The sequence below is a fragment of the Geofilum rubicundum JCM 15548 genome (genome assembly GCF_000974365.1).
GTDB lineage: Bacteria > Bacteroidota > Bacteroidia > Bacteroidales > Marinilabiliaceae > Geofilum > Geofilum rubicundum.
Genome location: NZ_BAZW01000009.1, coordinates 52,982 through 76,213, shown reverse-complemented (window position 1 = coordinate 76,213; position 23,232 = coordinate 52,982). Strand labels below are relative to the sequence as shown.

At 46.3% G+C, this 23,232-nt stretch carries 15 protein-coding genes; all 15 read right to left on the bottom strand.

Annotated elements, in window-relative coordinates:
• Window positions 1-5: 5 nt before the first annotated feature.
• The 15 genes from JCM15548_RS23255 to rhaM all read right to left on the bottom strand — a co-directional run bounded on the left by JCM15548_RS23255 (window position 6) and on the right by rhaM (window position 22,893).
• Window positions 6-932: a DUF8487 domain-containing protein gene (locus JCM15548_RS23255; RefSeq protein ID WP_227625547.1), complete on the bottom strand. Its 927-nt coding sequence runs from the start codon at window positions 930-932 to the stop codon at window positions 6-8.
• Window positions 875-2,872 carry a glycoside hydrolase family 2 protein gene (locus tag JCM15548_RS06990; RefSeq protein WP_227625546.1) on the bottom strand — a complete coding sequence of 666 codons (1,998 nt, stop codon included), beginning with the start codon at window positions 2,870-2,872 and terminating at the stop codon, window positions 875-877. The genes JCM15548_RS23255 and JCM15548_RS06990 overlap by 58 nt, the downstream gene beginning before the upstream one ends.
• 53 nt (window positions 2,873-2,925) lie before the next feature.
• On the bottom strand, window positions 2,926-6,213 hold the full coding sequence (locus tag JCM15548_RS06985) for a tetratricopeptide repeat protein (protein ID WP_062123806.1): 3,288 nt from the start codon (window positions 6,211-6,213) through the stop codon (window positions 2,926-2,928).
• 51 nt (window positions 6,214-6,264) lie between these two features.
• Window positions 6,265-7,536: a sugar porter family MFS transporter gene (locus JCM15548_RS06980; protein WP_369403680.1), complete on the bottom strand. Its 1,272-nt coding sequence runs from the start codon at window positions 7,534-7,536 to the stop codon at window positions 6,265-6,267.
• On the bottom strand, window positions 7,500-7,661 hold the full coding sequence (locus JCM15548_RS26210; RefSeq protein WP_369403679.1) for a hypothetical protein: 162 nt from the start codon (window positions 7,659-7,661) through the stop codon (window positions 7,500-7,502). The genes JCM15548_RS06980 and JCM15548_RS26210 overlap by 37 nt, the downstream gene beginning before the upstream one ends.
• A gap of 93 nt (window positions 7,662-7,754) precedes the next feature.
• Entirely contained in the window at window positions 7,755-8,309 is a 555-nt protein-coding gene (locus JCM15548_RS06975; RefSeq protein ID WP_062123804.1) for a hypothetical protein, read from the bottom strand.
• Window positions 8,284-10,173: a beta-galactosidase gene (locus JCM15548_RS06970; RefSeq protein WP_062123802.1), complete on the bottom strand. Its 1,890-nt coding sequence runs from the start codon at window positions 10,171-10,173 to the stop codon at window positions 8,284-8,286. Before JCM15548_RS06970 ends, JCM15548_RS06975 begins: the two co-directional genes overlap by 26 nt.
• A gap of 163 nt (window positions 10,174-10,336) precedes the next feature.
• Entirely contained in the window at window positions 10,337-11,236 is a 900-nt protein-coding gene (locus JCM15548_RS06965) for an AraC family transcriptional regulator (RefSeq protein WP_062123800.1), read from the bottom strand.
• Window positions 11,237-11,358: 122 nt separating this feature from the next.
• Complete coding sequence (locus JCM15548_RS06960) at window positions 11,359-12,927, bottom strand: RagB/SusD family nutrient uptake outer membrane protein (protein WP_227625558.1); 1,569 nt, start codon at window positions 12,925-12,927, stop codon at window positions 11,359-11,361.
• 2 nt (window positions 12,928-12,929) lie between these two features.
• Entirely contained in the window at window positions 12,930-13,310 is a 381-nt protein-coding gene (locus JCM15548_RS23250; RefSeq protein ID WP_227625545.1) for a hypothetical protein, read from the bottom strand.
• A gap of 37 nt (window positions 13,311-13,347) precedes the next feature.
• Window positions 13,348-15,663 (bottom strand): SusC/RagA family TonB-linked outer membrane protein, encoded by a 2,316-nt coding sequence (locus tag JCM15548_RS06950; protein ID WP_227625544.1) that lies wholly within the window; start codon window positions 15,661-15,663, stop codon window positions 13,348-13,350.
• The gene (locus tag JCM15548_RS23245) at window positions 15,606-16,544 is read right to left on the bottom strand and encodes a TonB-dependent receptor plug domain-containing protein (protein ID WP_227625543.1); all 939 of its coding nucleotides are present in this window, start codon (window positions 16,542-16,544) and stop codon (window positions 15,606-15,608) included. Before JCM15548_RS23245 ends, JCM15548_RS06950 begins: the two co-directional genes overlap by 58 nt.
• A gap of 563 nt (window positions 16,545-17,107) precedes the next feature.
• Complete coding sequence (locus JCM15548_RS06940; protein ID WP_062123794.1) at window positions 17,108-18,361, bottom strand: glycoside hydrolase family 88/105 protein; 1,254 nt, start codon at window positions 18,359-18,361, stop codon at window positions 17,108-17,110.
• A 45-nt stretch (window positions 18,362-18,406) separates the two neighbouring features.
• On the bottom strand, window positions 18,407-22,477 hold the full coding sequence (locus tag JCM15548_RS06935) for a glycosyl hydrolase (protein ID WP_162198189.1): 4,071 nt from the start codon (window positions 22,475-22,477) through the stop codon (window positions 18,407-18,409).
• A 98-nt stretch (window positions 22,478-22,575) separates the two neighbouring features.
• On the bottom strand, window positions 22,576-22,893 hold the full coding sequence (gene rhaM, locus JCM15548_RS06930; protein WP_227625542.1) for an L-rhamnose mutarotase: 318 nt from the start codon (window positions 22,891-22,893) through the stop codon (window positions 22,576-22,578).
• Window positions 22,894-23,232 lie beyond the last annotated feature (339 nt).

Below are 23,232 nucleotides of genomic sequence, written 5' to 3'. Positions count from 1 at the left end.
AAGCTTTAGGGAATCAGGTCCATCGGACTTCCAGCAGTATGAACGTCATACAAATCGTAATCACCTTCCGTAAATATCTCAGTTACGATTTCTGCTGAAACGGCAAAGGCCGGATCGAATGCATCGGTTTGCATATAATTTAACAGGGAGTGGCGCATTTGACGGGCCACAATGCGCTTGTCCAGATCACTGTCCAAATCCGCACTGCACACCAGCAATCGGCCCTCGCCCACCTTTGCTTCAAAAATCAGTCCCAGTTTCCGGTTCACATACCAGGTATCAATAGGCTGTACAATGGCTTTAAAGTCCTTCGGAAAATTATCGAGGTTCATGACCTGCTGATTGTGCAGCAGTTCCCACCATTGCAAATTACTGTGAAATTCGGTCGGAAATTCCGCCAGCGCCGGGTGATCCGGCTTGGTCAAGATGCCCAGAGTATGTGGAGGGCGCATTTGGAACCACGAAGTATTCCAAAAAACCGGACGAAAATATTGTACCACATCCTTGCCTTTTTCGACTTTCCCGGCGCCCAGGAGCAATACTTTACCACCCTTCTCCAACAAAGCAATAGCCGCTTCGTCCAACGTATCCGTGACCAGGATGTCTGTCACATCCGTTTCGGGCAAATCAGCCGGATACACCCAGAAATCCCAATCATTGGTATGGGTGCCAAAGGACAATTCCAACTTGAACTGACCTGCTTCTTTAACAAAATCAAGCGGCAGGGAGATGTTACCAAGGGACCCATTCCCGAAACCAATATCGCTTTGCGGCAGCTTGTCGTTGGCCAACATTTCACCGTTTTGGTTAAAAACCTTCCACTCGGGGACCATATCCTTCAGTGGATTTTGACCAAAGTGGGCCACTTCAGCCGCTACAGACAGCACCTCATCGTTGGTAAAGACAAACTTGGGAAACCGGGCCAAGGGCACGGTTGGTGCAAAAAAGCGACTGAATTCTGTGGATGAGATATAGTCCTTCTCATCCCAAAAACATCGGTTACCCCCACCAGAGCGGTGCCCTGTCCGGGAAAGTCGTTCAATGCCAGCAACTGCGTACCTCCATTTCCAGGTGTCCTTAGCGAGGCCTCGATTTCATTTTTATAGCAAATGGCCTGAAAGGTTCCTGACGCCATGAAAAAGTCACGGGCCTGATCGCCCATATTCTTGCGCTCCAGCTCGGCCTTGAACATCTCAAAATTTTTGGCTTTATACACGCCGGTGTATTTTGGGATCTCTTCAAAATCAGGGAACACGCAGTACTGACCCATTTCATGTGCCACGTAAGGCACTTCGTAAGGAGCTATTTTTTCAGAATAGTCGAACATGCTCTCAGGCCGACTGTCCCAGGGCAAACCTCGGGATTCTGCTCTTATTATAAACTCGTTGGAGGGTGCCAGGGGCCAGCTTCCACCAATGGCCGCATGGGTGTACAGCCTTCTGTCATCTTTCTCCATCCAGTACTCTACCATTTCATTCAAAAAGGCAATCTGGTGGCGGCCGGCAGGTTCATTGCCATAAGCGAACATGACAAAGGAGGGGTGATTGCCATAGGTCTCCAGCAGACGATCGCACTCATCCTTGATGTATTGATCAACCGGAAGACCATCACCGACAGCCGTGCCATGGTTGGTCCAGAACGGTCCCTCGGGCTGAAGATAAATACCCAGCTCATCGGCCGCCTCAAAAGCCGCCCGGGGCGGGTTCCACGAATGGAATCTAAAATGATTGACGCCATAAGTCATGGCCTTTTGGTACAGACTTCTCCAATAGGCCTTGTCCATGGGCGCATAACCCGTCAAGGGATGTGCCGCGCATTCAACCGTACCCCGCAAATAAACCGGGCGTCCGTTGATTTTAAACCGCGTCCCATCAGCTTCAAAGGAGCGAAAACCAAATTGCGTTTCAAAAACATCTGAAACGCCCTTGTCGCCATGAAGGTCGACCGAAAGCTTATAAAGCGCAGGATGAAACTCATCCCACAACTGCACATCATCACCCATGTTAACAACGAGTTCGATGGTCTGATCACCTTTTTCCACTGAGACAGGGAAGCGCATTTTTTGCGCTTTCGCTTTTACATCGACATTGAACAGCTCTATATGAACTTCAATTTCTCCGGAAAAAACTTCACCAGTTTCATTCACCATATCACTTAGCAACTTAACGCGGCCGGTTTCAACATCCGGATAAACCTGAACATTCTTCACATAAACATGGGGGCGTGCTATAAGCTTCATCTCGCCCACAATACCATTCCAGTTGCCCTGCGTATGATCGGTAATACTGTGCGAATCAGGCCCCGGATTGATGTCCTTCACCCGGTTATCCACCCGCACAGAAATCGTATTACTACCAGGCTTTAGCAGCCCGGTCAGGTCAAACTCGTGGGGAACCGACAAAGAATTCTGCATTCCGGCATGGCTGCCATTGACCCACACTTGTGATTCCCAATGCGGCCGCTCTAAATGAAGAATGATTCGCCGTTCATCCCAGTTATTAGGCACCTCCACCTCTTTCTGATACCAGGCCGCACCAACGTAATAGACATCCGGCGTTAACCAAAAGGGAAACATCAGATTGCCCGGTTGCCGGTAGGGCTCGGTATGCGGATTAAAAAACCAGGAGCTGTCATAAATACTACCGGTCCATTGGGTCTCAAGGGTGATTTCATGACCTATACCAGCCTCCATTAATGAACCCGGCAAAACCATCCGTTCTCCCAGTTCACCGGCATACCAACTTTCATCCATGCCCCTATCGGCCGAATCCATTTGAAACTGCCACTCGCCTGCCAGGTCCAACACAAAATTGTCGCGTTGTCCACAGGAGGCGATTAAAACCATAAGTAATAATACTACCAGATGTCTCATAACTATTGTATTTAAATATTATCGTGTCACTAAAATACGCTATCCCAACTGCTTCAGATGGACCTGGCGCCTGAATGACCTTCATCCATATCCAGAACCTTGGTCAACATCTCCCTGGCCTCTGCTTCACGGCCAAGTCCAAACAAGCCCAAAGCATTGATGTAGATGCAATCTATCTGGTTACGACGACTCAGGTCGTCCTCCCATATGAGCAAATCGGGCAAGGAAACAGCGAAATAATCAATTTTTACCACATCGTTTAAATGGGCAGTACCATATTCAGCCAGTTTGATAAAATAGCTGTGTGCCTCATCCTCCTTTCCAAGTTTCGCCATAGCCAGGCCCTGGTAAAGAATCTTATCTGGCTGCTGGTCGTTGTAAAAAATGGCTGCGGCAGGCTCTCCACTTCCTGTTGCTGCTTCTTTCCAGCAGACCTCAGCTTCATCCTGTCTGTCCATCTTTTGCAAAACACAACCCATCCAATAATAAATATCATTTTCCCGTGCGCCCTCGAGCTTGCCCTCACCAAGATTGTGGGGATAATCCAGTGCTCTGTTCAAATAATCAAGGGACTGCGCGTATGCTTCGCTTTGAAGCGCTATTTTAGCCAATTCCGTCAAACTCAACACGTATTGTCCGATCACTTTGCCTTCACCACCTTCCCAGGGGTGAAACTTCCTTTGCATCAACAGCTCCAGCGCTTCATTATAACGCCCCAGGTGATTCAACAAAGTGATTTGCTCGAGGTATAAATCATCGCGTTGCTCAACAAGTGAAGCATGGGTATCCAATAATCTTAGGCGCGTTTCAACACCATGGTTCAGTCTTTTATACAACTGATCCAGCTCCATCAAGACCCTTGAATCTTCGGGATTCAAATCAAAAGCCCGTTTCATGCACCTCAAAGCCTTTTCCGGGTCCTTTTCCTTATTGAAATAACTCAAAGCCAGATTCCTGAAGACCGTTGGGAAGGTATCGTCCAGCTCGGCCGATTTTTTCCAACATTGCGCGGCTTCGGCATATTGTCGGGCAGCGTACCAGAAATTGCCCAGATAATAACCAGCTTTGGCATCTTCAGGGCTGATCTCCAGGACCCGTTTCAGCGCCATGACGGCTTCCAATTGGTTGGGAAAACAATAATCGGCCGGTGCAGCAGCCCCTTTTTGGAAGGCTTCAAGCGCCTTTGTCCGCTCTCCTTTTTGCTCAAAAAACCACCCCAAATAATACGACGCCATGGGGTAATCCGACGATGACGCCTCCATTCCCAGCATCAACAACTGAACAGCTTCCTGCCACAGTCCTGCACCCGTATAATCCAAAGCATACTCGAGGTAATTATGAATATTGCCACGAATGAGAGTATGAAAGGCTTTCAGGCTTTCCTCATCCTCTGAAATTAAATAACACTCATACCTCGCGCCAAAGTTAAAAGCATCCAGTTCCAAGGCTTGTTCAGCAATCTGGATGGCTTCATCAGCGCTGCCCAAATGGCGCAAAATGGCTATTTTCAAATGCAAGGCTTTATGGTCGTTGCTGTTGCGCGACAAAGACTGGTTGATGTGCTGCAAGGCGGTTCTATAATCACCCTTGACCACATCTAATTGTGCTATATGATAATATCCGGCATTTTGCCAGGCTGCATTCCAAACAGCTTTATAAAAAGATCCGTAGGCCTCCTCCGCTTTTCCCTGATATTTAAGTGACAGACCCAAATTGTAATAAGCTTCACCATCATAAGGGTTGGGATTACGTTCGGTTAAGGTTTTTACCGCCCTTTTAAAGTAACTTTCAGACGCCGAAAACTGGCCCTTGCGCAGAAGCCACAAGCCCATGGCATTGTTGCAACGCACATCCCCCGGCTCACGCTCCAGAGCTTCCTGGTAGTAGTCGGTCGCACTAAAAGTGGCATGCCGGTACTGCTCCAAATGCTGGCCGGTTAAAAAGAGCTGTTCTATACTTTTTATCTCGCCGGGCGCTTTAGCTGCCTTGGCAGCTTCGGGTATTTCTGAGTTAACAGAAGTTTCGGGTTTCCATCCCACCAATTCCTGTCCTTCCCGCGTGCAGACAGACACATAAATATCGTCCAAAACCACGCCATCCGGCAAAGCAAAATTACCTTTGTAAGATTGAGCGGGTTCTGCATCATAGCTATCCCTGAAAATGCATTCTTTACCCACAAAGGCCTGCACACTCAATTCAGGATACAAACCGGTTGCATAAACCTTTACCACCACACCGACACCATCCGCTTCCACATTGAGCATGGCATCCTTCGTCGCATTTTTAACCAGCCCCAAATCGTGGTAAGCCATGAAATATTGCACAAAGGACTTTTCCTCATTGGGTGCCAACCAGGAAAAATCCGGTTGGTTATCTGTGAAAACCCCGCACATCAATTCAATGTAAGGACCATCCTCATCGGTCAAATTCCGATCCCAGGCCTGACCAAAATCACCATTGCCCCAGGTCCACTGCTTTTTCCCAGGTGAAACATGGTGATTGGCCACATGCAGCAAACCACTTTGGGTGTCGTGCTCAAATCCCCCCACAAAATCGTACTTAGAGGTAATGGCCATGTAGGAAGTGGGCACCGGAATGTTTTTATAGCGGGAAATATCGGTTCCCGGCGAGTAATCCACCTTATAGTAAGTCCCTTTAGCAATAGGGAAAGCGGAAACATCGCGCTTACCGTGGTCAAAAACAGCATTCACATCCGGCGGAAATACCGACTGGTAATGGTCATTGACCTTCACGGCCGGATTGGCCCACCATAGAAAGGTTTGCGGCAGAGGCGTTTTGTTGTACAGCTTGACCTTGATTTCGAGGAAGGACTTGTCGGGATAAAGCGTAAAACCCGCCATGCCTTTGGTTCTGAACATTCGTTCCAACTCGCTGCACCACACCGTGGCGCTCCCATCGGCATTCTCCTCCATCGAAAAATCAACAGCCTCGTAAGTGGTCGGCCGGTGATGCTGCGGCCAGTTAAACTCTATGCCACCCGAAATCCAGGGGCCCGTCAAGCCAACCAATGCCGGCTTAATCACCTGATTGTAATAAATAAAATGTCGCTCCCGGGTTTTATCGTAAGCCATCTGAACCCGTCCACCCAACTCGGGCAGAACCATGATTTTTACAAAATCATTCTCCAGAAAAACGGCCGTCCATTCCCGGTCTGTTTTCTCATCCGACACACGCTCGGTCACCGGATAAGGATACACCACGCCGGAGCTCCCCTGATAAACCCGTTTTTCAAGAAACATGGGATTTTTTTCCGGAGCTCCTGGTTCATAAGTCGGTATGCTTACCAACTCCTGCCATATCTTAACTTTACCTGTTCTCATTTTTTCTGTCAACTAAATAGTATCAATAACAAAATTGCTGATTCCCACCACCTATTTCCCCTTCTTCTTGTCCAATTCCTTCTCAATTTCTTCGAGTGATTTGCCCTTGGTTTCAGGTAAAATCCGATAGATGAATACAAAACCGGCCAGGCAAATGACCCCATAAATCCAAAAAGTTCCGGATGCGCCAAAGGCATCATTCAGAAAGGGAAACGTAAGCACCAGTAAGGCCGAGGAAGTCCACAAAGCCAATGTGGCCACCGACATGGCAAGCCCTCTTATTCTGTTCGGGAAAATTTCAGATAAGACCACCCAGGTGACAGGAGCCAGTGACATGGCATACACGGCAATGGCCAATACCACTATCAATAAAACACCCCAACCCGTAATACCAAGGAAATAAAAGACACCCAACACCAGGTAGATCAGGGCCAAAGCACCCGAACCAAACAACATCAACTTTCTTCGCCCCCATTTATCCACAGTGCCCATGGCCACAATGGTAAAAACGAGATTAACACTTCCGGTTATGACAATATTGATAAACATGTCATTCACCGAATAGCCGGCAGCAGTAAAGACCTCCTCCGCATAATTAAAAATAACATTGATGCCACACCATTGCTGAAAGGCAGCCAGTACGATACCAATCCACAACACCAAGGCCACTTTTTTATCCATCAAAGCCTTTAAGGATACTTTAGAAGATCCCTCCTGCAAGGATTCTCTGATCTGCTTCAGGGCATCGTTGGCATATTGCGCACCACCAATTTTTAAAAGAATATGGCCTGCCTTGTCGTATTGATTGACCTTGGCCAAAAACCGAGGTGTTTCAGGTACCAAAAAAATCAAAATAAAAAACAGAACTGCCGGCACCAGTTCAGCCCAAAACATCATGCGCCATCCCCATTGAACATTCCATGATGCCAGGGTCTCCGGGACAGATAATAAATCGGGCACCGGTCGGGCAATCAACATATTGACAATCTGCGCAGCCAGAATACCAATCACAATGGTCAACTGGTTAATGGAAACAAACAAGCCCCGTTTCCCCGCTGGCGCAATTTCAGCAATGTAAATGGGCGAAATGGTGGAAGCAATCCCAATGCCCACCCCGCCAATAAGCCTGAAAAGGATAAATACATCGAAGTGATTCGAGGCACCGGTTCCAAAAGCAGAAATAATAAACAAGACCGCAGCGCCAATCAAAAGCTTTTTCCGTCCCAGCAAATCACTGGTCCGCCCTGCCACTATGGCCCCGACAATACATCCCACAAGCGCACTGCTCATGGCCCACCCCTGCCATCCCGGTGAGTGGGCAATGTCGAAAAAGCTTTCATAAAAGGCTTGGCGCCACCAATAACTACCCAGTCGTAACCGAACAGCAACCCACCCATGGCAGAAACCAGCGAAATGGCCAGCACATACCTTGTATTTATTTTTTGCATAACAATAAAATTTTAACTCTATCCAGGGTCATTAACAATGCAGTCTTTGATAAGAAGGCGTCAAAGACAAGGCTTTCGAAGTTTTCACCCTCCCTAATGGAGGACAATATCGAATTGATACTCCACCAAAATCTCCGGCTCATAAACTTCCAGAAACTCACGGGCATCACCAAAATCAGGCACCACTTCCTTATCCAACCAACTCAGATAGGGGGCATCCTTTTTCATGGGAATAAAATAAAAATACATTTCATGTTTCCTCAGCTGTGCCTCATATCTTTTTAATCCAACCAACCATGGCGCACTCGTATAAAGATGGTCGGTCACCAATTCTCCATTCATCATACACACCGCCCGGTCGCCCCTATAATCAAACTTAAGAAACACATCGTTAATGTGGTTAAAATCCAGCTCGGGTGCTCTCAGCACAAAGTGACGATCACCCGAAGCAATGAGGTCCATAACGGGCGATTGTTTGTCCACCGACAAAGTCCAACCCCTCAACGATTCAAGCTCCGTGCTCAGAGGGGTTTTCCTAACATTCTTTGCTTGCAGATCTTTGGCAGCCGGATAAACCAGCACCCCGACTTCTGTTTGATTGTCACTGATAAGCGAAAGCTTATCATCCTCTTCTAATACCAGCTTCACTGACAATCAAACGCTGATTGCCATCGGCGCCTGTCAAATAAGCATTGAGCGACATTTCATAAGGCAGCACCAGAAAGGTCACACCACCGACTTTCATTTCCGAGGGGTGATTGCCTGAAAAAGTTACCACCTGAAGTCCGTTTTCCAATTCCTTCGTAATACCTGAACCCGACACTTTCAGTCCGCCGTCCAGCACCACCTGAGGCTCAAAACCCTCCTGGGCAATCATCACGTGATAACTGTGCCCAGCATTCTTAAAGCGCATAAAAGGCTGCACTGTGGCCTGATGAAAAAACACCCCGTCAAAGTCCAGTTTAAATGGAAAGATGCCCGAGGCGCCTTCTTTTAAAGTAAAGGTTCCCGCGTGCGGAAAACGAACATTCCCCTCCTTAGTTGTGATATCGATGTGCACATCCGTATGATCCTGCATGGAAATACGGTCCTGAAAATTGTGCATAAAAACAAATCCACCTTCTCCGTTTGACCGTATGGCATACCTGAGGGTAGTTGTATCATCGGCCTTAATCGCTTCATTGGTCGCCGGTAAAACCGGGTAAAGTGGCGCCAGAATGTCGCCATATCCCTGAAGAAAATAATTAATCAATTTTAAAGGATAATAGCCGGAACTGGTCTTTCCAAACTCCCCGATGGGCGATTGATAATCGTAAGACTTATTGGCCAGTCCGAATCCTTCACTCAAAAAGAAATTGCCTATAGATGGGGTTGTTCCTCCATGGTACATATAAAATCCAAGTCCGTTGGTCCCGCTGCCCACCGTGCGTACCATCATAGGCAGAAAACTTTCACCCGGCACCCTTGGGCGACGGGAATAAGTAACCGCAATTCCGGTACCCAATTCAGCCGCCAATGACGGATACAAATCCACATCATAACTTACCGGGGAGTAATCGGGCTGCTGATGAATGTTCTTATACAGGTAAAAGGGAGAGGGTCGGTTACCAGGCACCCAAAAGGGATACGCATACCCGGCCATCACCGGTATCGACTCCTTCTCAACAATGGTCGCGTAACCCCAGCCTGTGGCGGTGTATATGGGCGCTTCCATTCCAGCCTCAATGGCCAGTTGCTTCAATGTTTTCATATGATCACGTCCGTGGCCGGCAAACGCATTGCCAAACTCGTTCACTCCCACACCGATTTGGGTAATATCCACATCACGTCGTGCCACCGTATTTTCCCTTGGAGCGCCCTGATAGGTAAAGGCCCAGGGGGCTGCGGAATGCTGGTACTCATTTTCAATCTGAAAAGCGACAATGGGACCATCCTCCTTAAACATCAACCCATCGAGTTGAGCACCTATCTGCTGGTACAATCGGTTGACATAAAAAAGGTAGGCCGGATCGTTGCTGCGTATCTCAATGGGGCGTCCATATAGCCAGTCGGGCATACCACCATTGCGCATCTCTCCATGGGCAAAAGGACCGATGCGGACAATGACATCCAAACCATTTTGTTTGCACAACTCCACAAAATGCCGCAAATCAAGATTTCCGCTCCAATCAAATTGACCCTCCTTGAATTCATGAAGGTTCCAGAACACATACGATGCTACCACAGAAACACCGCCGGCTTTCATCTTTTTAAGCTGCTCGCCCCAATATTCACGTGGATAGCGACTGTAATGAAATTCCCCGATTACGGGAATGTAAGGCGTTCCGTTTCGCTCAATATAGAAGCTGTTGACATCAAAAGAATTTCCCGAAACACTTGTACCACCCAATTTCAGATGGCCTCTTTGCACAGAAGTTGGCGCACCAGAAACATCAATATGATAGTCACCTCCGGCCAGAACTGTGACCGGACAAATAAACAAGACCCATAACAACACATTGAACACTCTCATAACAGCTGTTTTTTAAGATTAATCGTATCAGTATACAAATATCTCTATAACAATAATTACAGGAAATGGACAATATTTAAAACACATGGACAAAACTACGAAAATCACCAATCGAGTAATACTATAAATAGTTAGTATTAAACAACCTATTACATCCGGCCAATTAATCCTTGTATTTTAATCTGTATTGAGTCGGTGACAAGCCCATCACATTTTTAAACAATCTGCTGAAATAAAATGGATCATCAAAACCAGTCTGGGCGCTAATTTCTTTAACGGTCAAATCAGAAAAGCTAAGCAAATGACAACTCTTCTGGATTCTGAGCTGATTAAAATATTTCAGTGGCGAATAGCCCATCTGTTTTTTAAACAGAGCATAGAAGTGTGAGGGCGAACAATTGACCCTCGCTGCGAGTTCCGTGACAGACAGTTCAATTCCCAGGTCCCTTTTCATCCATTCAACAGCAAGGGAAACCGGATCATCCTGGGCCACTCCCCCTCCACCAAAAAGAGTCTGGTAAAGAAAGGAAGACAAGAGCTGCCAAAGATTTAAACTGACATACTCAAGGTGGTGCCTGGCAAATCCTGCTTCCAGAACATCCAGAATACCTTCAAAAAGCTCCAGTCTTTTTTGATCAAAGAGCACATCCGACAAAACAGCCTCTCCGTCGTGCGAAAAACGTTCAAAAAAAGCCGCAGCCATGCCGCCCTTAAAATGCAACCAATAAATACTCCAGGGATCCGTTACCGATGTTTGATACTTATGGGGCGTACCGGGTGGAATAATGCAGAAAGAATTGGGGTAAAGCGCCATCTGTTTGGTGGGGACCTCTATGATCCCCCTCCCATCCACACAATAAATTAATATAAACTCATCACTGCCGTAGATGCGCTCTCTGTAATGGTACTTTGCACGCGGGTAGTAGCCAATATCGGTCAGGACCAGGCCAGATACGATAGGCGTCGCAGACAACTCATCAATGAGTTTATCCGGAAGCGTCACCATTCTTTGACCGGGAAACCCCTCCTGAAGCCGATTCATGCTATTTTCAAAATCCGACATAACTTACACCATCCTTATAGATCAATGTCCACCAAAACCCCAATTAATAAAACTCAAAGACAAGGTAAGCAAAAAAAGGGATGACCAACGGCCATCCCTTTTACTATCTAAAACATTTTTTCTTAATATCCTGGATTCTGCAAAGCATCCGCCTGCTCTTCACTCAGGTTGGAGCCATTCTCATTCAATACACCGTCAATAAATGACTGAGGGATTGGACGCAGCGCATGGTGCTCCTTAACACCATTGGCCTCAGCATTAAAAGCTTTTGCGCGAAGCACTAAGGTTTCAGTACGAGCCAAATCTTCCCATCTGAGGAATTCACCATATAACTCTCTGGAACGCTCATTTAAGATGAAATGTAACATCCTTTCATACTCTCCTGTAACCCCCATTTCGTCAAGAATGGCCTCATCAACTGCAGGCAGATTGGTATAAGAGCCTATTTGAAGACTTGAGGCAGCCGTTGTTTCAGGAATATTCAAAGACTCGTAATAAGAATTACGGTTGGTATAAGCATCGTAAGGCTCATCAAGACCTCCATTCGCGGCTTGACTACCATCGGTATGCCAGGCACGATCATCACCAGCGGAATATTCTGAACGGATTCTCAGCTCGTTTATCACATCAATGGCCTCCTGGTAGTTACCCTGACGCACCAAGGCTTCAGCTTTAATCAGGTAGGTCTCTCCAGTTCTGGCCAAAACACCGTCACGCTGTCCATCTGCTTTCACTGCAGTACGCGAGCCATCTTCGTACTTTGACAAGGTGACATAGCGGTTGTTGCCCCAATTTTGACCTACCCATTCGCCATTTGAATAGGAGATATACACATTGGGTACCACTTTCCCGGTTGCCGGATCAACATAAGTATAAGATCCAGTTCCCAACACAGAAGCATCAAAACGTGTGTCATCTTCATTATTTACGATGTAAATAATCCCCAAATCACCATTCTCAATGCCATGCTCATTATTGGCGGTCGCCCTATTTACACGGTACTTGGTCTTGAATGATTTCCAAAAGCGGGAATCATTTTCCTTGTCAAATACATTCAGCCCGTATTCAGTAGTTCTTAAGCGCTGAAAATCGAGCCCACCTGCTACCGTGCGGGTCATCATAGGCAAATTGGAATACTGAGCAGGGAAATAGCAATAAGTCCGATTTCTAAAACGACCTGCCGTAGAAGCGTCGTCATTAAACTGGGCGGCCATAAGAATTTCCGGCAACATTTCAGCGTCACTATCCACGCCAGTCCAGTTCCACAGATCACGGTAATCCGTTGCAAGCGGACGTTCATTGATGACATAGTCGGCCAGCGTAATAATCCTGCTTAAATCTGCATTCTTAAAAGATGTATTCCATTCAGAATTGCGCTCTGAATTTCTAAATAAAAGCGCTTTAGCCAGCATATGCGCCGCCAAAGGCTTGGTGAATGTCCCTTTACCTCTGAACTCTTCTTCCGGAAGAAGTTCATAGGCCATTTCTAGGTCACTTACCAGACTGGCCACACAATCCGCCTCGGAGCTTCTTGCAAAATTGCGCTCAACTGAATTAGAAGGAGTTAGCTTTAACACCACACTTCCATACTGCTGAACCAGTCTCAGGTAATTGTAACCTCTTAGAAAATAAGCCTCACCCACACACTTATTCTTCAACTCTTCGTCGGTAAAAACATCCTCACTATTGATGATTATATTGCTGAATTAATGCCAAAATACATCTGATCCCAAAGGTGATCGGGAGAGGGATAGTTTTTATTGGCTGCTCCGCTAACATAGGGTGCCAGCCGAGAGTCATAGGTATTCCACATCTCACTCGTCAAATCCGTTCCACTGGAAAATTCATCTGTTCCATAATTGGTAAATCCATAGGCCCACTCATAGGCAAAATGGTAACGAATGTTCCCATACAAACTAACGGCCAGATCGTTCAGACCTTCCTCTGTTTCAAAATGCTGTAAACTATAGGATGTAGTTATTTCTTCTTTCAGAAAGTCATCACTACAGGAGCCAATACCCACTGAAGAAACAGCGGCAAGCATTCCTATAAATATTCTTTTATATCTTTTCATAATTATCATTCATTAAACAAATTAATCCAAATACAAACTAGAAGCCAATATTTAAACCAAATACAAAACCTCTGTTATAGGTGGAACCGCCCAAATCCATATCCAACCATTCGATGTCAGAATAAATGGTTCCAGGATTCTTTGCCTGAACATAGACCTTCATATTCTGTATCCCAAGATTCTCAAGGGTTCTGAAAGGCAAGTTGTAACCCAACGATATGGTTCGGATTTTAAAGAACGATCCCGAACGATATCCCAAAATAGAAGAATAGGCATCACCTCCAGCCTCGTTATAGATAGGCTTTTGAAATTCAGCATCCGTGTTATCAGGAGTCCAGTAATCAATTTCCCTTTGATTGTAACGACCAATTTGGCCTTCACCACCGGTGGCCACCTGGTAACCAAAACGTCCGTAGGTAATCAGATCCAATTCAAAACCTTTGTATGAAAAGGTATTGTTAAAACCTAGCGTCCATCTTGGATTTCTGTTACCAATAATAACCCGGTCTTCCGAATTAATCTCATAATTACCATCCTGATCTACCGGCTTAGACATACCAACTTCAAAATCATGACCATTCGCATTGAACTGATCCATTTCTGCAGCATCCTCGGCAGTCCATAATCCATCTCCCTCAATACCGTATATGACGCTGATCGATTCCCCAATGAACCAGGTATTGTCCACCATGTCATTTTTTCCATAAGCCAGAATATCTATCTGATCCTTCTGCCAGGCAGCGTTAATATTACTGGTCCATCTGAAATCACCACTTTCAATATTCACAGTGTTCAAGGTGATATCAACACCCTTGTTAGAAGTTTCCCCTACATTGGCATAGGTCGTCCTTGAACCTGTTAGCGTAGGAATGGCCATATTCATTAATAAATCCTTGGTGCTCGATTGGTAAATATCAATTGTACCGCCCACACGACCTAAAAACAATGAAAAATCGAGCCCCAGGTTATACTGGGTAGTGGTTTCCCAAGTCAATTCCTTATTGGCCATGGGAATCAAAGTAGATGTGTAGTTGGGCTCATTGATGGAATAAGCCTGCTGATTATCAGCCCCGCCAAAAGGCACAAAGAATGACTGAATACGGCCAAGTGTCTGATAAGGATCAACGGCAGCATTCCCTGTGGAACCAAAACCCAATCGGGCTTTTAACTGACTAATCCAGGGTAATCCCTGCATAAAATCTTCCTGCTCAATTCGCCAACCCAAAGCGGCAGAGGGAAAGAAAGCCCATTTATGCCCTTCTGCCAACTGCGAAGCACCGTCCCAACGACCAGAAACCGTTAACAGATAACGATCGCTAAGAGAGTAATTCAAACGCCCCATATAAGATGTCAGTTGACGCTCAGTCAGGCCTGAACCAATTCCCACTTTAGCTTCAGGGGAGGTCACATCTAAAGATCCAAAAGCATTCCAAAGGAAGTTAGGATTTGGAACATTCTGACCATTCATAGAACTGCTCTCAACATTCCAGTTTGATGCAGTCTGCAGCAAAGTAATACCAAAGGTATGCTCACCTGCCGACTTGTCGTAAAGGAGCAAATTATCCAGGGTCCATGAAAAATCACGCTGATTTCTTAATCGGGCATAGGAGGTTCCTCCCAAACGGTTGACAGAATTGGCGTCAATATACACCCCTTCGCGCCAGTTACGGTAATCAGGACCAAAGTTTACGCGATATTTTAAACCCTGCAAGGGTACAAAAATTTCGCCCAGGTCCAGCTGAGAATAAAAACTTGCCAGTGCTCTGAAAGTCTGACGCTGCTGAGTCGATTGGTTCCACTCATCAATAATCGTATAAACATTACCGTCACCACCCGGTGTCAAAATACGCTCTCCATTTTCATCATAAGGTACAGCATAAGAAAAAACACGCTTGGCAGCACCATAAATACTGTTTGGCCAAGTGCTGGAAGAAGCGCCCAAAGTTGACATACCATAATCCTGTTCACTCCATGAGGCGTTTAGAGAAGCGCCCATACTGAACCAGTCTTTCGGTTGCATATCCACACTGACTTTAGTGGTATAGCGGTCATAAGCCTGTCCTATCTGGGTTCCCTCCTGATCAAGATAACCAAAAGAACCATAGGCCTGCACCTTTTCTGTTCCGCCACTCACACTCAATGAATGCTCCTGCGTGATGGCAGTCTGAGTTACAAAATCGGTCCAATCGGTAGATTTCAGTTTTGAGCCATCCCAACTTCCTCCGGACCAGCCTTGCATGATATTGTCCCAGGCATAAGGATCTGAACCCGACTGGAAAATATCCTCATCTGCATCTATTGAAGCTGATCGCCACGAGGATAGGCCTCCGGATCCATGTTGTGATAAGCCCAACGACGCCAGGTGATGTAATCACTGGCATTCATCATGGGCGCTTTATCCTGAATGGTTTCGGTGGTAAGCGTTCCTGCATAGTTAATATTTAACTGCCCCGCTTTACCCTTCTTAGTAGTCACCAATACCACCCCGTTAGCTCCACGTGATCCATAAATTGCAGTCGCAGATGCATCTTTAAGGATGTCGATGGACTCAATGTCGCGAGGATTCAAAGTCTCTATAGCGCTGGAAGACATCAAAGGAATACCATCCACTACGTATAAAGGGGTATTACCAATATAATCTCCACTGGAATTCTGAACCATCGAACGCATTCCGCGAATGGTAATATTTCCGATTTCACCGGGTCGCTCATTCGATGTGATATCAACCCCTGCTGCTCGTCCCTGAAGAGCCTCCAGTGCATTGGAAACCGGACGCACATTCAATTCTTCTTCTCCGACACTAACCATGGAACCGGTAACATCGCTTCTCTTTTGAACACCATATCCAACAACTACAACTTCATCCAATCCCATCATATCTTCCCGCATGGTTACATCAATCACGCTACGTCCACTTACTGGAATTTCTTCTACCTGAAAACCAATAAAAGAAAAAACCAAGACTGTGTTCTCATCTGGTACCGAAATTTGATACTGCCCATCCATGTCAGAAATAACTCCCACACTGGGGCTTGCTTTAATGACAATATTAACGCCAGGTACGGGCACTCCCTGACTATCGATAACCGTACCCGAAACTTCCCGTTCCTGTGCATACAGAGAACCCACAGCTCCCCATAGAAACACCATTCCTAAAAGGATCAGCCGATAAAATCGGCTGCTTAAAGAGCTCCTCTTTTTTACTTGAAGCACTTCCAGATGTCTTTTGTTCATAATGAAATAAATTTGGGATTATTAAAACTACATCACATTTTGTAATGAAACCCAAACTTACTTGTATTAACATCTTGCATCAATACACTTTTTGACACTTTTTTTAAACTTTTTGGCATTCACCTGAAAAAATAACACATATACTACTGCAGATCAACCAATTAACCGTTGATCTGATTTGGCCAAAATGTCTAATAGCAACAATCGTTAACAACCCGATACGATTAAACCATCAACTTTTGTTTACAACTAAGATATCTATTTTACACAAGATACCATGCCGGAACGTTGAAACAAAACCGAAACTATCAACCTCCTTATAAATCGAAACCTAGAAAAGAAAATCGCTTACACCGCTATTTTGGCAGTCATTTTTGAGAGAAGGGCAATTCATGCCGGCCCACAAATACATCAGCGATGCTGAGCGTTACCGAACGGACAATTTGGAAAATTTGCAGAAGGAGTTGCAAAAACACCATCTTTAAAACCAAAAAGGGTTAACAGTCCAATACTAATGGACTATTAACCCTTGGTTACAATTAAGTTGATGTCAGCTTATCGCCTTATTTGGCATTCATTTTCATGATTTCCAGGCCGGCATTCAGAATGAGCCCCAAGCCGTGTTTTTCATTGTCACCGACGGGACGGTTATAGTAAAACACGAGGTCATCAGAGATGCCTGTGCCTACGCAAACATTGATAAATTTACCTTCCGGGGTAATATGGTCCCTTTTCATAGCATTCCATCCTCTTTGGGCAATACTCTTATAACCACTATCAATCCAGCCCTGATTCACAGCCTTGGCAACGCCATAAGTGAATAAGGCGGTTACAGAAGCTTCCTGATAAGAATCGGGTTTATCCAGCAACTGCTTCCACATGCCATCTTCATCCTGATAACGAGAGAATCCAACAATTTGCTTTTCCAGAATGGCAATCATCTCATCACGTTTTGGGTAATCGGCTGGCAACACGTCCAACAAATCAGCAATGGCAAAGGTAATCCAGCCATTGGCGCGTCCCCAATAGGCCACACCATTGCGGTCCAGGTCAGAGTAATAACAGTGGTAATAGAGTTGTTTGGTCGGATCCCACAAGTATTCATCCATTTTTATTATCTGATGAATGGCATCGTCCCAATACTTGTTTTCACCAGAGTGAGCGCCCATGCGGGACAAAAAGGATACCGACATGTACAAATCATCTGCCCACACGGTCATTTCCCGTGGGAAAGTTCTGCATAAGGTACCATCCTCCAGCCTGTGCTGACCATTCAGGATATGTTCGGCCGAATTTTTAATGTATTCCTGATACTCTTTTTGAGGATTTATATTGTGGACATCAATGACGCTGGCACCCATGGCGCCGCAGTCGTCCAGTTCCTTAAAATTCCATAGTTGCCCCATTGGCCAGTGCCAGTGATTGCGGTCGTCCCTGAAAGTCTTTTTAAAGTACTCATAATTATCAAATCCAAAAGCCACATGATTCAAGGCGTAATCCACATACTTTTTTTCATCCAAATAATTGCCCAATTTAATGATGGCCATATTGGTAACGCCCGAAGAGTAATGCCACTCCATCAGGGGACTGCGAAAACGAACATCCTCACCTTTGGGTATCTCCTTAGTGGAGTTATAAATTTTCCCGTCGCTAACGCCTACAAACTGCGTCACCGGCTGCTCCAGGATATGGTCAGCCACCAGACGAATCACCTCCTCATCGGAAGCTTTGTAAACCTCTTCCTGAGTTTTTGGTTGTGCATGCGCCTGGGCCATAAACACACCCGCTAATCCAAACATCAACAATGTCTTCTTCATTCGAAAAAATATTAAATTACAATTACCAATAAAAATTTTAAAAGACTAATTGCCATCGGGCTTTTCAGCATCTGCCATCAGACTATAAGGAAAGCGCCATTGGCTATAAGGCAAGGGTTTATCCAAATCAATCACTGGCACATCCTTACTCAAATTCCGGTCCAAACGCGTAGCCGACCCCTGCAAGCCTTTTATAACACACAAAGCAATATGATAAGCGCCATAGTTATTAAAGTGCGTATTATCACTTAGGTCACTATTCTGACGAGGGAAAGTACCTGCCGGATAATGCACAAAGGCGTTTTTTGAGGCTTCAGGGCCCCAGGCTTCAAACAGCCTAGTACTCATCGCAGTCAGATCAATCAAATGCACCTGCTCCTTTTTGGCCACCTTTCTCACCGCGTCGGGGTAGTCACCATGCGTTTCCACTTGTTGGCCGGCCTCATCAAAGCGTCGACGCTGAATGGGCGTAAGCACAATGGGAACACCACCTCGTTCCTTCACATCGTTCACAAACCCCGTCATTAAATCAGTAAAGGAGGTATAGGGGCCAATCCCCTCTCCTTTGCGCTTTTGGTCGTTGTGACCGAACTCAATCATCACAAAATCGCCCTTCTTCAATTCACTCAAAATTTTGCGCCATCGTCCCGAAGCCTTGGTCGATGCCAGTGATTCGCCCGATTCGGCAAAATTGGCCACCACAACCTCGTCATTAAAATAGCGGGTGATCATTTGTCCCCATGAAGCATAGGGCTCATTTTCCTGATCCACTACGGTAGAATTACCGGCTAAAAAAACCGTTTTAACATCAGCTCCGGCAGACTCCACCTTTACGGAATGTATCGCTGGATTCTTACCGTTGAACTCGAGGGTGAGTTTCTCATCCCAATTCATATAAGCATACTCTCGGGGTTTTCGATGTATGGAATCCGTATCTGAAATGCGCGCAGATCTGCGATTCACCACAAAGGAAAAAGTGCGGGTCTCCCCTGCAGGGATATTCTCGACACCGGTCATCCACCGGCGCGATTCCGCCTTAATGGTGAGCTCCGAAGCTTTATCGGGATGTCCGGCGACCACGGTCACCTTATAATTACCTTCCGGCACCCTTACAGAGAAATAGAAAGAAGAGGCGGTTTCACTGGCAACAACCGCGTTTCCATCCGACTGGCCGATGGTGGCCACCCGACTGTTCAGGTCAAAGCCATAACCCCGCTCGGGGGTATAGTTAAACCCGGGGGCGACTTTATAGCGACCTGCTTCCTTACCAGCAGAAGAACCAAAATCAAACACCAAGGGCGTATTCAAGGTACTACCCTCTAATTCATAAGGTAAAATAACCTGTGGAATCAGTCGCACCGGCCCCTTTAATCCCGAAGGCATCACCGGCCATTCCGCGGCATCAAAACCACGGTAATTGATATCCACAAAATTAATCTCGTGGAACAATTGCCATTCTATCCCTTTCCGGTCCATATCCCGAATGCGGTTGGCCATAAGATTGGCAACTTCCACTGTCAATTCATTCTGGCCTTCCTGCAGATAATCACCGACTTCCAGCACGAAGGGCGGACTCCACACAAGACCCAAATCAGTTCCATTGAGCACCACACGTGCACTGTGCATGACCTCTCCCAAATCGAGCAGGTAGCTGTCAGAAGTCACTTTTTCCACCTCAAAAGTGGTAGAATAATGCGCCGTTCCTGAGAAGCGGTTGGCCAGCGAATCATTCAGTTCTGTCCATGGCTTAACCTCATTTAGTCTTTGCTGTTCAGGCAGCTCTATGCCGCCCTCTACAAAATCGACGGTCCATTGTCCGTCCACCAATATTACGCCGTCATCGGACATCCGGTAACTCCATCGTGAAACGTTGGACACTTTTTTATTGGTAAACAAGACAAAGCGAGATTCCCCCGAGCGGATTTGGAGGCGCAACTCAGTTCCCGTTCCCTTCGGTGTTCCGGGTATCAGTCCGGACGCTCCGGTTTGCGGATCAAGCAATACTATGCTTTCAGATTGCTGATTCAATACAACTTTGGCATCCAAATCATCCGCCGTATGGTTAACCACGTAGTAATAGATGCCTTGCGGACTGTAACGTCGGATATACTTTAAGCCCAAATCGGTAAGCGTTTCACGCTCAACCCCCACATGGTTAACGCCCTTTTCCAATTCCGGCGCTACCACCAATCTGGTTTCGCCGCGTTTTTGTAATTGGACGTCCCCACCTTCTGCATCTGGCACAAAATCGCTCAGAAGCGTATTCATGGCATTGCGTCGCTCTTCTACCTCAAAGTAACCGGGCACATCGGTGGGGAGGGACTGGAAGACCACCGGCACTCCGGCTTCGGCCAGAGAAACCAAAAGCTGCAGTGTTTCAAGCGGCATGCGCTCACATTCGGGAATGACCACAGCCTGATAGCTGTTTTGGCCATCTTCTGTCACCAATTGACCATTGTCGACTTGCAAGGTGGCCAATAAAGCATCTGATACAAAATCGAAGGAATAGCCTCGGGCCAGCAGACTTTTGACCTGTTCAGAAGCCAGCCATTCTTTAGATCCATGAACAGACATCATCATATCCATGCCTTCGGCCTTGTGCCAGGTGTCGTATATGGGCCAGTAGACCAATAAGTCGTTGGCAGCCGTACCACCTTGCAAAATACTTTGACAACGGGTGATGTACTCATTCAAGCCACTGATGTGCGGCCAAAAGCTGTTAGAAGGGGCAAAATGAACCGAGGCGTAAAACAACCATCCCGGCCAGGGGGCATCCTGCGAGGAATAGGTCGTTCCATGATAGAAAATATGGTTGACACCCGACAAAAAGACTTGCTCTGCTTCAGGCTTGGCCTGCGACAATGGCACGCGAAAATGCTCACCCAGCCAGGTGAAGGTCTCGCAAGAGACGAGCTTTTTCCCGCTGATATTAGCAGCAGAGGCCGCCATTTTTAAAAACAACTCGTTGTGATCCGCTTCCTTGACATAGCCTTCATCCCAAAAAAATCCTTTAATGGGAAAATGGGTACCGCCAAAGGTTTCTATTTCAGGAATATCAACGGTCGCATAAACATCGAGCAAATTGGCCGGTGAACCGTGCGATTGGTTCCTGGACTTGGCGCCTTTGCTGTTGGCCCATTGGGTCCATCCGGTAGAAAAGTTCTGAATCAACAATTCCGACATGGTCTCCCGGTAATCGGACTTAATGCGGGCTGTTACCTCTTCATCGCCTTCGCCGGCCAAAATATCCAAATGGGGTTTAAGACTGTAACCGCGTCTTTGCTCAAATTCCTCAAAAAAGTTTTCGCCCCAACTGGCTCCAAACAATTCATAGCTGTCATTGAAAAAACTCCGAACGCCCGGATTTTCATCGCCAAACACCTCATCGAAGCGCGACAGGTACTGTTCCAGTGCTTTGGGTGAAAAGTGATCAAAGGTAAAACCTTCACCACCGGGAGCTGCCCGCTTAACTTGTTGGCGGGTACGACCATGAAAGGCCGCTTTCACATCCCAAACACCAGATTCAGGCTTCCAGTTAAATCGCTTGTCAACATCCAGATGCGCCAAAAGATCGAGCACCTCGCCCTCCGGTCCGTACCCGGTAATGGCAATCACGTCAACGCCTAAGGCTTTTTGACGCTCATCGTCGATGATCATCAGCGGCGCTTCGCTGCTTCCGGCAGCTATTTCATAGGATTGGATAAACAGGCGACCGGCAGCCACATCAGGTGTGATGTGCGGACCGCCAAAGGGCCATCCGGTGCCATTGGTCATGTCAACCCCCAAACCCAGTGAATCGGATTGCTCAATCAAATAATCCAACATCTCCATCCATTTGGGCGACAAGTAAGAAATATACTCATCCTCAAAGCCTTTAGCACCATAAATGGGGGCAATTTCAACACCGCCAAATCCTTGCTGCTCGAAGTGCTTCAGATGCCATTGCAGATCCCGCTCGTTGACCGCACTTCCCATCCACCACCAACGCGTCCATGGCTTCATCTCTTTTTCTATGGTGGGCCAGACAACGACCTCTTGCTCCATCTTGCTTTCGTCGCACCCACTCACCAAAAGTGAGCAGGCCAAAAGGGCAGCCACGGGAAGATACTTTTGCAATCTCGTTATATTTATATGCATGGGAAATAATTTTTAATACCACAACTTACCAATAGTCCTGGTCGCACTTAAACTAAAGCGAACAGGTAATCACCAACCTACTCCATATAAAAAACTTCTTCCAAGGGAATGGTTATCGGCGAATTGTCAGCATTCACTTCCATAATGTCGGCCATGTAATCCCACCATTTTTGAACAATGGGATTGTCGCCCATGTCCTGAGAGGAAGCAGCCCCTTTCTGCTTTTGAACACCAAACAAGGTATTGGTATCCTCATCCAGAAAGATGGAATAATCGTACACGCCGCTGGCACGTATCATCTCGGTCAGTTCCGGCCAAATGGCATCGTGACGCTTTTTATACTCCGATTTTAATCCGGGCTTCAGGTACATTTTGAAAGCAAATCTCTTAATCATAACTAGCGTTTTAACAGGTTAAATCCACTCTCTGACAACATAATCATCAGAAACGCAGAGCGTTTTTAGAGGACCGTTTGGGCACTTCTTAAAACCATCTTATCTACAAAAACTTAACACAATTTACCAAATTCAAATTTATAAACACCGCGGATTAACATCAATACACAAACTGGGATTTCTTTTTAACTTTTTGATACACTGCCATTCCAAAACCCCTCGTTCAGGCGAACTGATTGTCAGCAATATATAGCGATGGTCCATTTTCAAATAAAAACGGCCACAATGCCTCAAATATAAACCTGGGGCATTGTGGCCTTAAAGCTTGTTAAACCATTT

Bases quoted from the DNA above. Each gene is read 5' to 3' on its own strand.
- rhaM (WP_227625542.1), bottom strand. From the start codon at position 22,893: ATGATTAAGAGATTTGCTTTCAAAATGTACCTGAAGCCCGGATTAAAA.
- JCM15548_RS06985 (WP_062123806.1), bottom strand. From the start codon at position 6,213: ATGAGAACAGGTAAAGTTAAGATATGGCAGGAGTTGGTAAGCATACCG.
- JCM15548_RS06970 (WP_062123802.1), bottom strand. From the start codon at position 10,173: ATGAGAGTGTTCAATGTGTTGTTATGGGTCTTGTTTATTTGTCCGGTC.
- JCM15548_RS06965 (WP_062123800.1), bottom strand. From the start codon at position 11,236: ATGTCGGATTTTGAAAATAGCATGAATCGGCTTCAGGAGGGGTTTCCC.
- JCM15548_RS23250 (WP_227625545.1), bottom strand. From the start codon at position 13,310: ATGAAAAGATATAAAAGAATATTTATAGGAATGCTTGCCGCTGTTTCT.
- JCM15548_RS23245 (WP_227625543.1), bottom strand. From the start codon at position 16,544: ATGAACAAAAGACATCTGGAAGTGCTTCAAGTAAAAAAGAGGAGCTCT.
- JCM15548_RS06990 (WP_227625546.1), bottom strand. From the start codon at position 2,872: ATGAGACATCTGGTAGTATTATTACTTATGGTTTTAATCGCCTCCTGT.
- JCM15548_RS26210 (WP_369403679.1), bottom strand. From the start codon at position 7,661: ATGCAAAAAATAAATACAAGGTATGTGCTGGCCATTTCGCTGGTTTCT.
- JCM15548_RS06940 (WP_062123794.1), bottom strand. From the start codon at position 18,361: ATGAAGAAGACATTGTTGATGTTTGGATTAGCGGGTGTGTTTATGGCC.